12 protein-coding genes are annotated in these 14181 nt (G+C 59.9%); 2 read left to right on the forward strand and 10 right to left on the reverse strand.

The features are described from left to right. Positions 1–7 precede the first annotated feature (7 nt). The 5 genes from HU727_RS11210 to HU727_RS11230 form a co-directional block, all read right to left on the reverse strand. Entirely contained in the window at positions 8–1237 is a 1230-nt protein-coding gene (locus HU727_RS11210) for a nucleoside recognition domain-containing protein (protein WP_039757151.1), read from the reverse strand. 201 nt (positions 1238–1438) lie between these two features. Then, positions 1439–2770, reverse strand: a complete 1332-nt coding sequence (gene gltP / locus HU727_RS11215) for a glutamate/aspartate:proton symporter GltP (RefSeq protein WP_186531344.1) — start codon at positions 2768–2770, stop codon at positions 1439–1441. A 717-nt stretch (positions 2771–3487) separates the two neighbouring features. Next, the gene (locus HU727_RS11220) at positions 3488–3952 is read right to left on the reverse strand and encodes an inhibitor of vertebrate lysozyme family protein (protein WP_186531346.1); all 465 of its coding nucleotides are present in this window, start codon (positions 3950–3952) and stop codon (positions 3488–3490) included. 2 nt (positions 3953–3954) lie between these two features. Continuing rightward, positions 3955–4119 (reverse strand): DUF1328 domain-containing protein, encoded by a 165-nt coding sequence (locus HU727_RS11225; protein ID WP_003177151.1) that lies wholly within the window; start codon positions 4117–4119, stop codon positions 3955–3957. A gap of 74 nt (positions 4120–4193) precedes the next feature. Further along, positions 4194–4478, reverse strand: a complete 285-nt coding sequence (locus HU727_RS11230) for a hypothetical protein (RefSeq protein WP_186531348.1) — start codon at positions 4476–4478, stop codon at positions 4194–4196. 427 nt (positions 4479–4905) lie between these two features. On the opposite strand from HU727_RS11230, the gene algB reads away from it, so the two are divergent. Together algB and HU727_RS11240 are read left to right on the forward strand one after the other, a co-directional pair. Next, positions 4906–6252, forward strand: a complete 1347-nt coding sequence (algB, locus tag HU727_RS11235) for a sigma-54-dependent response regulator transcription factor AlgB (protein WP_039757147.1) — start codon at positions 4906–4908, stop codon at positions 6250–6252. A gap of 10 nt (positions 6253–6262) precedes the next feature. Beyond that, positions 6263–8053: an ATP-binding protein gene (locus HU727_RS11240; protein ID WP_186531350.1), complete on the forward strand. Its 1791-nt coding sequence runs from the start codon at positions 6263–6265 to the stop codon at positions 8051–8053. On the opposite strand, the gene HU727_RS11245 is transcribed toward HU727_RS11240, so the two are convergent. The 5 genes from HU727_RS11245 to HU727_RS11265 all read right to left on the reverse strand — a co-directional run bounded on the left by HU727_RS11245 (position 8050) and on the right by HU727_RS11265 (position 14172). Further along, a complete protein-coding gene (locus HU727_RS11245; protein ID WP_186531352.1) occupies positions 8050–9663 on the reverse strand; it encodes an EAL domain-containing protein in 1614 nt (537 codons plus the stop codon). The genes HU727_RS11240 and HU727_RS11245 overlap by 4 nt on opposite strands. A 76-nt stretch (positions 9664–9739) precedes the next feature. Then, entirely contained in the window at positions 9740–10522 is a 783-nt protein-coding gene (locus HU727_RS11250; RefSeq protein ID WP_186531354.1) for an N-acetylmuramoyl-L-alanine amidase, read from the reverse strand. Between the two features lie 100 nt (positions 10523–10622). Then, on the reverse strand, positions 10623–12641 hold the full coding sequence (locus HU727_RS11255) for a GGDEF domain-containing protein (RefSeq protein WP_186531356.1): 2019 nt from the start codon (positions 12639–12641) through the stop codon (positions 10623–10625). Continuing rightward, positions 12638–13516 (reverse strand): endonuclease/exonuclease/phosphatase family protein, encoded by an 879-nt coding sequence (locus tag HU727_RS11260; protein WP_186531358.1) that lies wholly within the window; start codon positions 13514–13516, stop codon positions 12638–12640. Before HU727_RS11260 ends, HU727_RS11255 begins: the two co-directional genes overlap by 4 nt. A 14-nt stretch (positions 13517–13530) precedes the next feature. Next, a complete protein-coding gene (locus HU727_RS11265) occupies positions 13531–14172 on the reverse strand; it encodes a thiol:disulfide interchange protein DsbA/DsbL (protein WP_186531360.1) in 642 nt (213 codons plus the stop codon). Between the last annotated feature and the right edge of the window lie 9 nt (positions 14173–14181).

Below are 14181 nucleotides of genomic sequence, written 5' to 3' on the forward strand. Positions count from 1 at the left end.
TTTGTGATCAGCCAAAGAACCAGTAGCAAACCCCGATGGCGCCGACCACGCCGGCAAACTCCGCCAGCAACGCACACCCCACCGCATGCCGTGCCCGCTGGATCCCCACCGCGCCGAAATACACCGCCAGCACATAGAACGTGGTCTCGGTACTGCCCTGAATTGTCGCCGCGACCAGCGCCGGGAAGCTGTCGACGCCTGAGGTTTTCATGGTTTCAATCAGCATCGCCCGCGCGGCGCTGCCGGAAAACGGTTTGACCATCGCCGTCGGCAATGCATCAACAAACCGCGTGTCCCAACCGGCCCACTCGACCAGGTGACGAATCCCGTCCAGGCCGAAATCCAGCGCCCCTGACGCACGCAACACACCGACCGCGCACAGCATCGCCACCAGATACGGCAGCAGATTCTTCGCTACATCGAAACCCTCTTTGGCGCCTTCGACGAACGCCTCGTAGACCTTGACCTTGCGCAGCGCGCCGATCAGCAGAAACAGCATGATCAAGCCGAACAGCGTGAGGTTGCCCAGGATCGACGACAATCCCGCCAAAGCAGTCGCTGAAAGTGTGCCGAGCAGGGCCATGAAACCGCCGAGAATCAGCGCCCCGGGAACCAGGTACGCCAGCACCACCGGATCCCAGATCCGCAGCCGTTGCATGAATGCCACCGAGAGAAAACCGACGATGGTTGAGCAACTGGTCGCCAACAGAATCGGCAGGAACACCAGCGTCGGATCGGGCGCGCCTTGCTGGGCGCGGTACATGAAGATCGTCACCGGCAGCAGGGTCAACGACGAGGCGTTAAGGACCAGGAAGAGGATTTGCGCGTTACTGGCGATGGTGGCGCTGGGATTGAGTTCCTGCAGCGCTTTCATGGCTTTCAAGCCAATGGGCGTGGCGGCGTTGTCCAGGCCCAGGCCGTTGGCGGCGAAGTTGAGGGTGATCAGGCCCAGGGCGGGGTGACCGGCCGGTACCTCCGGCATCAGCCGCAGAAACAGCGGGCCGAGCACCTTGGCCAACCATTCGACGATCCCGGCCTTTTCGGCAATGCGCAGAAAGCCCAGCCACAGGGTGAGGGTGCCGAACAGCAACACCATGACCTCGACCGAGAGCTTGGCCATGGCGAAAATGCTCTCCACCATCGCCGCAAAGATCCCGGCGTTGCCGCCGATCAGCCACTGCGCCAGCGCCGACACGGCTGCCACGATGAAGAAGCCAAGCCACAGGCCATTAAGCATCAGTCAAATCCCCCGAAGAATGCGGCGAATGATAACGGGGTCGCCAGAAACGACAAACCCCGGATTTCTCCGGGGTTCGTTGGCACGGCTTGCATCAATCACTGTGGGAGCGAGCCTGCTCGCGAAGGGGCCGGTACATTCAACATCTCTGCCGATTGATACACCACCTTCGCGAGCAGGCTCGCTCCCACAGAATCGTGGTCAGTTCTTGGAGGCTTCACCGGCCGGCAGTTTTTCCTTGCTGCGCCAGTGCGGCAGGGAGTTCCAGTAGCGCTCGCCCTTGGCGTCGTCGTACATGCCTTCCCAGCGCGCGATAACCAGCACGGCCAACGCGTTACCGATCACGTTCAATGCGGTACGGGCCATGTCCATGACGCGGTCGACACCGGCGATGAACGCCAGGCCTTCCAGCGGAATGCCGACGCTGCCCAGCGTGGCCAGCAGTACGACAAACGATACGCCCGGTACACCGGCGATGCCTTTGGAGGTGACCATCAGGGTCAGGACCAGCAGCAATTGCTGGCTGATCGACAGGTCGATGCCGTACAGCTGGGCAATGAAGATCGCGGCAATGGATTGGTACAGGGTCGAGCCGTCGAGGTTGAACGAGTAACCGGTCGGCACCACGAAACTGCAGATGGCTTTCGGCGCGCCGTAGGCTTCCATCTTCTCGATCACGCGTGGCAGCACGGTTTCCGAGGAGGCGGTGGAGTAGGCCAGGACCAGCTCATCCTTGAAGATTCGCATCAGTTTGAAGACCGAGAAGCCAAACAGCCTGGCGATCAGACCCAACACCACGAAGGCGAAGAAGGCGATGGCGAAGTAAACCAGGACCACCAGTTTGGCCAGCGGCAGCAGCGAGGCGAAACCGAAGTTGGCCACTGTCACGGCGATCAGCGCGAATACGCCGATCGGTGCGTAGTTCATGATCATGTGGGTGACTTTGAACATGCTTTCCGAGACGCCCTGGAACATCTTCACCAGCGGCTCGCGCAGATCCGACTGCAGGCTCGACAGGCCGAGGCCGAACAGTACGGAGAAGAAGATGATCGGCAGCATTTCGCCGCGGGCCATGGCTGCAAAGATGTTCGACGGGATCAGATTGAGAATGGTCTCGATGAACGCATGTTCATGCTGCACTTCGGCGGCGGTCGCCTGGTACTTGGAGATGTCCACCGTGCCCAGGGTGCTCATGTCGATCCCGGTACCCGGGTGGACGACGTTGGCCAACACCAGGCCGACAAGGATGGCGATGGTGGTGACGATCTCGAAATAGATGATCGTCTTCAGGCCGATACGCCCCAGCTTCTTGGCGTCACCCACGCCGGCGATGCCGACGATCAAGGAAGAAATCACGATCGGGATCACGATCATCTTGATCAGACGGATAAAGATATCGCCTGCCGGTTGCAGGACGTTGCTGATCCACCAGGCCTTCTCGGCGCTGAAGTGGTTGAGCAACGCACCCAGTGCAATCCCCAGAACCAGACCGATGAGGATCTGCCAGGCGAGGCTGATTTTTGCCTTCTTCATTATCTTTACCCTTACTTGCGTTTGACTCAGGCACATGCAGGAACTGGAACGCTCATCAGCGGAAAAGTCTGTGCATCTGCCTCCGTATAAGGTGCCCCGAAGCGCGTGTTTACGGCTCTTCGGCAGGCGAAAAAAGGCGCAACTATTCCGATGCAAGGTGGCGCCGTCTAATGCCGTAAACGCCTACCCTATGCCGAATCGGCATGAGCTTTTTTTAATGAAACTGGCGTCCCAACCGGTTCGATTGTGACATTTCAGCCGCTATAAGTGCCGTGAACCGGCCATCACAGCGTAGGCTGATTAATTTTTGTTCAGCAAAAACTGTCAGGAATTTAAAGAAAAAGCCTGCCTCGCAAGACTAGAAGTCCTACGAATCGATGGGGTTTTTTGTCGATATACGGTCGCCAGGGAAACACCGCGTAATGCATTGTTCGCCATGTTGACGGTCGAAAGAAGGCAATGGGTGCTCTGGATCAGTGTTTGGCGTATTGGAAAGCCCAGCGCAGATTCGTCAGACCAGGGTGGTCGACGAACCTGCGGCGCAGCTTTTACCCTGACCCGGCCCTTGCGCAGGTACTCCCTGTACCCGTAGGTCACTCCGACCCTGAATCAGTCAGAACGTCCCGGCCCCCTGGTCATGCGCCTGCCCTCATCAGGTGGCGCAATGGAAAGCAGCGGGGTGCTGCTTTCGTGTTCAAAAACCTTACGCGTCCTGCGTCAGTACCACTTCGGATCTTTCTTCAGGGTTTCCATCAGCAGATCCTGCATGCCCTGGTCAGGTTTGCCGAAGAAGCGATAAGTCGCGTGTCGCGTCGGCGACTTGTCCTGCGGCAGGCCTTCCGGTACATCGACCAGCATGGCGTAAGCATCATCCTTGTCGAAGCTGAACGCGACGATCAAACGATGGTTCAGACACTTGTCCTGGTTTTCGCAGAGCGGGCCGACCAGATACTGGTCGCCATCTTCAGTGACGGCGTGCATCTGTTGCTCCGAGGTACCCGAAAGGTTGATGACCCACTCCGGTACGCGCTCTTCCTTTTTGATCACACCTTCCCAGGTTTCACGGTACTGCTCGTCAGACGCGAGCAGTTCGTTGACCCGGGTCTGGCCGTCATTGGCCGCCATGGCCACGGCACTGCCGCCCAGAAGCAGGGCGGCGGCCAGTGTCTTGAGACCGATCATCGTTAACCTCGGCCGCGACGGCCAAAGAAGAAGGACGCAATGAACATCACCAGGAAGACGACAAAGAGAATCTTGGCGATACCCGTGGCGGTGCCCGCGATACCACCGAAGCCCAGTACGGCGGCGATGATGGCAATGATCAAGAATGTAATTGCCCAGCTCAACATGGTGATTCTCCTTACTTCTCTATTTAGGGGTGTTACCGGTTTCCGACGCTGTGCGCCCGAATCTGTTTAGCGACTTAAAAAACCCAGCGTTCTTCACGCGGCAGTTCTTCCAGCGGCTGTGCCTGATCAACCTCAATCATGCGCATCGAAGCGTTTTCGGCCTGGCTGCTGCTCACGGCACTGAAATGCTTTTGCGGGGTGTGCTGCATCGAAATCAGCTGCTCGGGTTTGCGGCTGTTTTCCCAGCTCAGGTACTGCTGGCAAACGATCAGGGTGATCAACAACGCCAGTACACCAAACAGACCTTGCTGGATCTGCAGTGGGGAAATACGTACTTGGGCGGCGATTGTGCGAGTCATCCTGTGTTCCTCACGCTTGTTCGGTTGGGGCAGCGCTGATCTGCCCGGGCTGAGTGAGGTATTGCAGCCTGCATGCCAGTTTTTGCTTGTCAAAAAAAATGATTAAAAACAAAGAGTTATAGGTGTCTGATAAATTTTCAGAGACGCATCCTGCACGATGACTCATCTGCGGTCGTGCGCAATGCACGATTATTTCGTGGGAAATTTCGTAGATATGGAATTGCAAGCGGGACGCAGATGTCAGAAGAGGACGCAGGATTAGCCCTGCAAACGCTGAATGTTATAAAACTCAACGAAATCAATGAATTGGCCGTTTTAGCAGTAGAGAGCTACCCTCCTATGGCTGGTATCGTTCAGAATCAACCATGCAACTTGCCCGATTTTTCCGGGACTAACCCAAGACTATTCATTATGGAGCGTAGGAAAAATGGAATCTGCCACTGAGCAACAAGGCCGCATTCTGCTGGTGGACGATGAATCCGCCATCCTGCGTACGTTTCGTTATTGCCTCGAAGACGAAGGCTACACAGTAGCCACCGCCAACAGCGCAGCTCAGGCCGAGGCATTGCTGCAGCGCCAGGTCTTCGACCTGTGCTTTCTTGATTTGCGCCTGGGCGAGGACAACGGTCTCGACGTCCTCGCGCAAATGCGCATTCAGGCGCCGTGGATGCGGGTCGTGATCGTCACTGCCCACTCGGCTGTCGATACCGCTGTTGACGCCATCCAGGCCGGCGCCGCCGATTACCTGGTCAAGCCTTGCAGTCCTGATCAACTGCGCCTGGCAACCGCCAAGCAACTGGAAGTGCGCCAGCTCTCCGCCCGTCTCGAAGCCCTGGAAGGCGAGATCCGTAAGCCGAAGGACGGTCTCGACTCCCACAGCCCGGCGATGAAGGTCGTGCTTGAGACAGCCCGCCAGGTGGCGAGCACCGATGCCAACATTCTTATCCTCGGCGAGTCTGGCACCGGTAAAGGTGAACTGGCCCGGGCGATTCACGGCTGGAGCAAGCGCGAGAAGAAATCCTGCGTCACCATCAATTGCCCGTCGCTGACTGCCGAGTTGATGGAAAGCGAATTGTTCGGCCATAGCCGTGGCGCATTTACCGGCGCCAGCGAGAGCACGCTGGGTCGGGTCAACCAGGCTGACGGCGGCACGCTGTTTCTCGACGAGATCGGCGATTTTCCCCTGACATTGCAGCCAAAGTTGCTGCGCTTCATTCAAGACAAGGAATACGAACGGGTAGGGGATCCGGTGACCCGGCGCGCCGATGTGCGCATTCTTGCGGCGACCAATCTCAATCTCGAAGACATGGTCCGCGACGGCCGCTTCCGCGAAGACCTGCTTTATCGCCTCAACGTGATTACCCTGCACCTGCCGCCACTGCGCGAGCGCGCCGAGGACATCCTGACCCTCGCCGACCGCTTCCTCGCCCGTTTCGTCAAAGAGTACGCGCGACCGGCGCGCGGTTTCAGTGATGAGGCGCGTGAAGCGCTGCTGGGCTACCGATGGCCGGGCAATATTCGGGAGCTACGCAACGTGGTTGAGCGGGCGAGCATCATCTGCCCGCAGGAGCGGGTGGAAATCAGCCACCTGGGCATGGCTGAACAACCGGCCAACAACGCGCCACGGGTTGGCGCAGCGCTGAGTCTGGATGAGCTGGAGAAGGCGCACATCGGAGCAGTACTGGCCACCGCCGGTACGCTGGATCAAGCGGCAAAAACCCTCGGCATTGACGCCTCGACCCTGTATCGCAAACGCAAGCAGTACAACCTGTGAGCATCGCGCGATGAAACTGGCGATGAAGCTGCGCACGCGCCTGTTCCTGAGCATTTCTGCTTTGATTACTGTGGCGTTGCTCGGCTTGCTGCTCGGGCTGGTCAGCGTGATGCAGATGGCCGGCACGCAGGAAGCACTGGTGCGCAGCAACTTCATGACTTTGGATCTGGGCCTCAAGCTGCGGCAAAGCCTGGGCGATCAACTGATCATCATGCTCGCTGAAAAACCTGATCCCGTTGCGTTCGAAGCGTCTAAACAGCATTACTTCGAGTTGCTCGATCAGGGCATCGCGCAGCAGCAGGAGAGCGATGACCATCCTTATGGTTTCCGCCAGGCCAAGGCCGATTACCTGAACTTCCTTGCCTCGTTCGATGTGACGACCGAAGCCGCTCGCGATGCCAGTTCGAGCGCTGATTTTCGCGAGCGCTTCAATGTGCTTCGCAATGGCCTGATCGCTGAACACAAACATGCGCTGGATAACATAAACGCAGTGCAACACGCCGCTCGCGAGCGCGCCTTGCTGATTGCAGGGCTACTCGGTCTGGTAGGGCTGGCGGTCTTGATCATCGGTTTTTTCACCGCCCAAGGCATTGCGCGGCGCTTTGGCGCACCGATCGAAGCGCTGGCCAAGGCTGCCGACAACATCGGCCAGGGCAACTACGACGTGACCCTGCCCATTTCGACGGCCATGGAAGTCAATCTGTTATCACGGCGTTTCGGTCTGATGGCCGAAGCGTTACGTGAGCATCAGGCCACCAATGTCGATGAGCTGCTGGCCGGTCAGCAACGCTTGCAAGCGGTGCTCGACAGCATCGATGACGGCTTGCTGATGATCGATCGCCAGGGCCAACTCGAACATCTCAACCCGGTGGCTCAGCGCCAGTTGGGCTGGGAGGATGATCGTCTCGGCCAGGGCTTGGGCACCGCACTCGGGCGCCCGGAACTGGACGCGCAGCTGCAACTGGTTCTGCGCGGCGGCACGCTGGAGCGCGCCCCGGAGGACTTGAGCATTGAAGTCGATGGCGAATCACGCCTGCTGACCTACAGCCTGACCCCGGTCAGCCACACCCAAGGGCATATTCTCGGTGCGGTGATGGTGTTGCACGACGTCACCGAACAGCGCGCTTTCGAGCGGGTGCGCAGCGAGTTCGTGCTGCGCGCTTCCCATGAGTTGCGCACCCCGGTGACGGGCATGCACATGGCGTTCGGCCTGTTCCGCGAGCGGGCGAAATTCCCTGCAGAGTCGCGCGAGTCCGACTTGCTCGATACGGTCAACGAAGAAATGCAGCGCCTGATGCAGTTGATCAACGATTTGCTCAATTTCTCCCGCTACCAGAACGGACTGCAGAAGCTGACGCTGGCGCCATGCTCCATCGAGGATTTGCTGGAACAGGCACAACGGCGCTTTGCCGATTCGGCCGCCGCCAAAGGTGTGGTTCTGAACGTCGAGGTTCAGGGGCCGTTGCCGCGTTTGCAGGCGGATCAGGCGCAACTCGATCGCGTTCTCGACAATCTGATCGACAACGCCCTGCGGCACACCGCAGGCGACGGTCAGATTCGTTTGCAGGCGCGGCGACATGGTGAACGCGTCATCATCAGTGTTGAGGACAACGGCGAAGGCATTCCCTACGGCCAGCAGGGCCGAATCTTCGAACCTTTCGTACAGGTCGGACGCAAGAAGGGCGGCGCTGGCCTCGGCCTCGCATTGTGCAAGGAAATCGTCCAGCTGCACGGCGGGCGCATGGGCGTCTATTCGCGCCCGGGCCAGGGCACCCAGTTCTACATGGCGCTGGCGATTTAGGCTTCGTCGTCCAGGCGCCGCCCAGCGAGGCGTCGTCCGCGCGTGATCAGTTCGATGAACTGCACGGCGCTCAGCGCGTGGGCAAATAACCAGCCCTGGCCGAACTTCACTCCTTCGCTGCTGAGCAATGTGGCTTGAGATTCCAGCTCGATGCCCTCGGCAATCACTTTCAAATCGAGCGCCTGCGCCATGTGAATAATGTGCGGCGCGACGCCGCTGCTCGCCGCGTCATGACCGAGCGCATCGATAAAGGCCTTGTCGATTTTCAAACAGTCCACCGGCAGGGTTTGCAGGTAGGCGAGGCTGCAATAACCGGTGCCGAAGTCGTCGATCAGCACCTGATGCCCGACATCACGCAAGGCTTGCAGGTTTTCCCGCGCTACGACGACATCGATCAAACCGCGTTCGGTGACTTCGAAGGCGATCTGCCTGGCGGCGACACGGTGCAGCGCCAGCAAACGCGCCATGACCTGTCCGATGCGCGGCACCATAACGTCGCAGGCGGCCAGGTTGACCGAGATGTAAAGCTGCGGATTGGCCCGCAATACCGGTCCCAACTGCTCGAGCAAACGCTGCAAAACGAAGTCGGTCATCTGGCGGATCTGCCCGGTATTTTCCGCCAGCGGGATGAACAGGTCGGGGCTGGTCAGGGTGCCGTCCGGACGGCGCCAGCGCAGCAAGGCCTCAGCGCCTACGCAGTTACGCGAGTCGAGATCGAAAATCGGCTGATAAAGCACCTGCAGTTCGCCGCGGCGGATGGCGCCGTGCAATTCGGCGTCGAGCGACTGGCGCTGGCGCACCAGCAGCAACACCAGAAAACCGGAAAACGCGCCGAGCAGCAAACAGGCCGGAATCATCCACCACCAGAGCGCCGGGATATGCATGCCGGAGCGGGGCGTGATCAGCACCAGTTGATATTCAGGATTTTCGGTGGGCATGCGATAGATCAGCCGGGTTTGCGTGACTTGCAAGGCGTCGCGGCTTTTTGGCGGCCAGGGCTCGGTCGGTGGCCAGGCTTGCGCCGTGCCGAGTACCGGGATCGCCCGGGTGCCATGGTCGAGTACCACGAGCAGGCTGCTGCCGGGCGACAGGTCGACCATGTCGGTCAGATGTCCGCGGGAGGTGGCGACACGGAAATTCCCGCGTCCGAGCATCAGCGCGGCGCGGTTTTCGTCGGGTTCGGTGGTGGTGTTAAGCCAATAACTGTAGGTGGGGCCGGTGATGTCCGGGGCGCGAATGGCCGACAGGCCTTCTTCACGGGGGCGGTTGGAGCACACACGCGTTTCGTCCATATAAGCCGCTTCATAGACGAAGCGATAACTGAACGTGACTTGCCGCAGCGTGGCGATCATTTCTTCGTCGCAGCCACGTAAGGGTTGGGCTTCGAGATCGTCGAGGCTTTCGCGCAATTGACCGAACAATTGTTCGAGGCGGGCCAGGAATCGCTCGCCCTGCGCGTTCATTTCCTGGCTTTCGTTTTGCTCGACCTGGCGCATCGCTACGAACGTGGCGCCGGTGATCAACAGGCTGGTACTCAGGACAGCAGCGATCATCGCCAAAAACCAAGGGCGATAAAACCAGCTACGCAGCGTCGCTCGGGTAGCAGCCATCAAGGAATATCCGAAGAATTACCAATGAGTTATAGCTGCTGTTTGCGATCCCGCCCTGACCGTCGGGCGGGCGTCATTATTTTGTCTGGTTCAGAACCATCAACAGCGCTGCGGTTTGGGCATCCGGCAGGCCGTCAAAACGTGAAGGGCGGAAATGCATCTGGAACGCGGCGAGGACATGGCGGGTAGCGACATCCAGTTCGCCGGTCTGCGGTGTCTCGTAGCCCAGCTGTGCCAGTTGCGCCTGGAACCAACTGATGCCTGGCAGTTCGCGGTTGTTGAGTACTGCCTGCTGACGGGCCACGGCTTGCTCGTTCGGCCAGACACCAAGGCCTTCGGCAGCCAGACGCTTCCAAGGAAACAGCGGCCCCGGATCAAGCTTGCGCAGCGGGGCGATGTCGCTATGGCCGATGATGTGGCGTGGGCTGATGCCGTTGCGCTTGCTGATGTCCTTGAGCAGGACAATCAGCGCCTGAACCTGCGCTTCGCTGTAGGGATACCAGAGGCGCCCGGTGGGGGTGTCCTTGAAACCAGGGTTGACGATTTCGATGCCGATGGAGCTGGAGTTGAGCCAGGTGCGGCCTTGCCACTGGCTCTCGCCGGCGTGCCAGGCCCGCTGATTTTCGTCCACCAGCTTATAAACGGTGGCGTTTTTGTCGTCGCCGATCAGGTAATGGCTGCTGACGTCACCGTGGGTCAGCAATTGCAACGAACGTTCGAGCGAGGCCGAAGTGTAGTGAACCACGACAAACTGAATGCGACTGTCGAAGTTGACCGAGGGATGGCTGGTGTCAAAGCGCGGGCCGCTGGCACAGCCAGAAAGGATGAGCAGGGACGCGAGGACTACGAGAAATTTCATGGCAGAGAAGGTACGCGGAAGACAGTAATGCAACAGTGTAACGTACCGTCCGGCGTCTCGACGGTCGCCGGGCGGATTTAAACAAAATGGAACAATTCGCCTAACCCAGTTCTACGCGATTGCGTCCGGCGTTTTTCGCGCGATACAGCGCCTGATCGGCCCTTTTCAGCACCAGATCGCTGTGTTCCCCGACTCTGAACGATGCAAGGCCCATGGAAATGGTGATCGTCACCCGTTCGCCTTTGAAATGAAACGGGCACGCTTCGATTGCTGCGCGCAGGGTTTCCAGTAGTTTCGCCCCGACTGCAGGCGGCGTCGCGGGCAGCAACAGGACGAACTCTTCACCGCCGAAACGGGCAATGAAGTCCGAGCCGCGCAGGCGCTTGCGCAATACCGTGGCAATGATCTTTAAAACCTTGTCGCCAGCCAGGTGGCCGTAGCTGTCATTGATGCGCTTGAAATGATCAAGATCGAGCATGGCCAGGCTCAGGGTATTGCCGTGTTGCTGCCATTGCTGGATTTCGTGTTCGAGGCGTTCGCTCCACGCGGCGCGGTTGGGCAAACCGGTGAGCGGGTCGATGAGCGCCTTCTGGCGCTGTTCTTCCAGATGCTCGCGAAAGCCCAGGGCTTCCTGCTCCATATGCGCGACACGCTCCGACAGAGCTCTAAGCCTTTGCGCTACTTCCTGTTCGCGGGCATCGCGCTGCTTCTGGTGCTGGTCCATGGTGCCAAGCAGGCCTTCGAGGTGATTCTCGAGCACATGCTTGAGGTCATCCAGATCCGCCGCTTCCTGCACGCTGGTCTGCAGACCATCGACTTGTTCGCGGATCTGCGTGTCCATTGCCCGCGCCGCCGAGCTGTTGTCGGCATGTCCTTCGCTGGCGGCTTGCAGGTTGCTTTGAAACGCTTCGAGGCGTTCGTTGAGCTGTTGCAGGTAGGCTTCGAATTCGTGCTGGCCGCTGTCGGTGATCGCGAGCATCAAGGTTGCCAGATCGTCGAGGATCGGCAGCAGTTCGTACCAGTTCAAGCCGTGCTTGAGCCTTTCGCGCATGGCTTCGGCTTGCGGGCGATGGCGTTCCGGCAGGGTCAGGTCGTCGAGCAGGCCGATCAACGTGTCTTCAATGTGCCTGGCCACGGAGCTATAGGACGGCTCCGGCGAGTCCGGCAGGGCGAAGAGGATGTCGTGCTCGGACTGTTCCGGGTCAATGGCGGCCAGGGCTTGGGCGATAGGCTCGGGCAACGGCAGGCTGTCGAGGATCAGCGGGGACGAGTCGCCGGGATGGATCAGTTCGTCGGGGTTGAACACCTCGGTTGTGGCAGCCGGGGCAGCGGGGCTCGGCGCTGGGAGAACGGCCGGCTCAACCTCCGGTGGCTCTGCTTCAACAACGACAGTTGGCGTAGCGAACGCCACTATTTCGGGTTCGGGCGGCGTTTGCGCGGGCGTCTCGATGGTAGCGGCGGGAACTGCAATCGCCGGTTCAGGGCTGGCAACCGGGCCCGCTTGCGCAGGCTCCGGTTCGGGCTGCGCGGTGTTGACCGGCGGCGCTGTCGGTGATGGCGGAGTGTCTGCCACCGGCGCAGCGCTTTCCTCATCGTCCCGACTGCCAAACAAGCGTTGCAGCAAGCCCGGACGGCCCGGCTCGGCAGGTGTCTCCAACTGGGTTAGAGCCTTGCCCTGCAAACCACTGAGTTCGCTCAGCAGCAGCGGCATTTCCCGCGCCTGCCCGACGCGGCTATCCAATTGTTTGGCAAACTTCTTCAGCGGTTGCGCCACTTCACGCGGCAGCGGTAGAGCCTGCAACTGGGTGACCAGCGCAGTCAGCGCGGTGCTGACCTGATCGATTCGGGTTTCGCGGCGTTGCTCGGAGTCGAGTACGGCTTTTTCAAGGCGCGGCAACAGCGCAGCGAGGCCGGCGTCCATGTCATCGGTGCGCACCACTTCGCGCATTTCTTTCATGCACTGGTCGACAGCCTTGTCGGTGCCTTCGGCGGCCAGTGTGCTGCGCACCAGACCGCGTCGCAGCAGGTCGAGGCGCGCGGCCCAACGCCGTTCGAGCTTGTCCTGTTGTTCGATGCTTTTGAGGTATTTTTCTTTCCAGCGCTGGGCTTCGTCGCTCATTCACAGGTTCCGCGAGGGGCAGGGCTCAACGCGGGCAATGCATCGGCCGTGAGCGAACCCGGCAGACGAATTTCCACCGCGACCGGCAGGTGATCGGAAATAGGGTGGGCCAGCACCTCGACCTTTTCCAGCGTCAGGGTCGGGCTGAGCAAAATATGATCAAGGCAACGCTGTGGGCGCCAGCTGGGGAAGGTCGCTTCCACCTGCGGGGCCAGCAGGCCGAGATCGCGTAACGGTGACTGTTCGAGCAGATCGCTGGCATGGGTGTTCATGTCGCCCATCAACACCTGGTGTTTGTAACCGCCGATCAAATCACGGATATAGGCCAGTTGCAGGCTGCGTGTCCGCGCGCCGAGGGCCAGGTGCATCATCACCACCACCAGCGCTTCCGGGCCTTCGCCGAAGCGCAGCAGGATTGCCCCGCGACCTTTCGGGCCAGGCAGCGGGTGATCTTCGATCGCCCACGGTTTCAAGCGACTGAGCACGCCATTGCTGTGCTGGGCCAGCCGGCCGAGGTTGCGATTGAGTTGTTGGTACCAGTAGGGGAAGGCGCCGAGGTGGGCCAGGTGTTCGACCTGATTGACGTAGCCCGAACGCAGGCTGCCACCATCGGCTTCCTGCAGGGCGACCAGGTCGAAGTCGCCGAGCAGGTCGCCGATCTTTTGCAGATTGCCTGAGCGCCCGATGTGCGGCAGCAAGTGCTGCCAGCTGCGGGTCAGGTAATGCCGGTAGCGCTGGGTGCTGATGCCAACCTGAATGTTGAAGCTGAGCAAGCGCAGACGCTGGTCTGCCGGCAGGCCCGTGGACGCGAGGTGATGCTCGTTGACCTGCGGATGATGCAGGCCAACGGTGCGTTCGCTCTTCCAGCGCCGCATGGCGGGTGCCGGGCTTAGTTGGCAGCAGCCTTGGTTGCCGCTCGCTCTTTGGCGACCAGTTGGTCGGCCAGTTGCAGGGCTTGTTCGGCGCCGCCGGCAGAACCGATGTCAAAGCGGTATTTACCGTTGACGATCATGGTCGGCACGCCAGTGATTTCGTACTTCTTGGCCAATTCACGCGCCTTGACGATCTGACCCTTGATGGCGAAGGAGTCGAAGGTGGCGAGGAACTTGTCCTTGTCCACGCCCTGGGTGGCGAGGAAGTCAGCCATGTCGTTCTTGTCGGTCAGCTTCTTGTGTTCTTTCTGAATGGCATTGAACACCGCTGCGTGGACCTTGTGCTCTGCACCCATGGCTTCCAGAGTCAGGAACATCTGGCCGTGAGCGTCCCACGGGCCACCGAACATGGCAGGAATGCGCACGAAGTTGACGTCGGACGGCAGTTTTTCAACCCATGGATTGATCACCGGCTCGAAAGCGTAGCAGTGCGGGCAGCCGTACCAGAACAGCTCGACCACTTCGATCTTGCCAGGCACTGCAACCGGTACCGGGTTGGCCAGTTCTACATAAGGGGCGGCAGGGGCTTCAGCGGCCTGGGCGGTGACGCCGAACAGGCTGGCAGCGACGAGAGCGGCGCTGATGATCAGATTACGCATGCTTTACTC

The sequence above is a fragment of the Pseudomonas khorasanensis genome (assembly GCF_014268505.2).
Lineage (GTDB): Bacteria > Pseudomonadota > Gammaproteobacteria > Pseudomonadales > Pseudomonadaceae > Aquipseudomonas > Aquipseudomonas khorasanensis.

Excerpts from the sequence above, each read along its gene's own strand:
- HU727_RS11260 (WP_186531358.1), bottom strand. The coding sequence starts at position 13,516 with ATGCGGCGCTGGAAGAGCGAACGCACCGTTGGCCTGCATCATCCGCAG.
- HU727_RS11230 (WP_186531348.1), bottom strand. The coding sequence starts at position 4,478 with ATGACTCGCACAATCGCCGCCCAAGTACGTATTTCCCCACTGCAGATC.
- HU727_RS11255 (WP_186531356.1), bottom strand. The coding sequence starts at position 12,641 with ATGAGCGACGAAGCCCAGCGCTGGAAAGAAAAATACCTCAAAAGCATC.
- HU727_RS11220 (WP_186531346.1), bottom strand. The coding sequence starts at position 3,952 with ATGATCGGTCTCAAGACACTGGCCGCCGCCCTGCTTCTGGGCGGCAGT.
- HU727_RS11225 (WP_003177151.1), bottom strand. The coding sequence starts at position 4,119 with ATGTTGAGCTGGGCAATTACATTCTTGATCATTGCCATCATCGCCGCC.
- HU727_RS11265 (WP_186531360.1), bottom strand. The coding sequence starts at position 14,172 with ATGCGTAATCTGATCATCAGCGCCGCTCTCGTCGCTGCCAGCCTGTTC.
- HU727_RS11240 (WP_186531350.1), top strand. The coding sequence starts at position 6,263 with ATGAAACTGGCGATGAAGCTGCGCACGCGCCTGTTCCTGAGCATTTCT.
- HU727_RS11245 (WP_186531352.1), bottom strand. The coding sequence starts at position 9,663 with ATGGCTGCTACCCGAGCGACGCTGCGTAGCTGGTTTTATCGCCCTTGG.
- algB (WP_039757147.1), top strand. The coding sequence starts at position 4,906 with ATGGAATCTGCCACTGAGCAACAAGGCCGCATTCTGCTGGTGGACGAT.
- gltP (WP_186531344.1), bottom strand. The coding sequence starts at position 2,770 with ATGAAGAAGGCAAAAATCAGCCTCGCCTGGCAGATCCTCATCGGTCTG.
- HU727_RS11250 (WP_186531354.1), bottom strand. The coding sequence starts at position 10,522 with ATGAAATTTCTCGTAGTCCTCGCGTCCCTGCTCATCCTTTCTGGCTGT.
- HU727_RS11210 (WP_039757151.1), bottom strand. The coding sequence starts at position 1,237 with ATGCTTAATGGCCTGTGGCTTGGCTTCTTCATCGTGGCAGCCGTGTCG.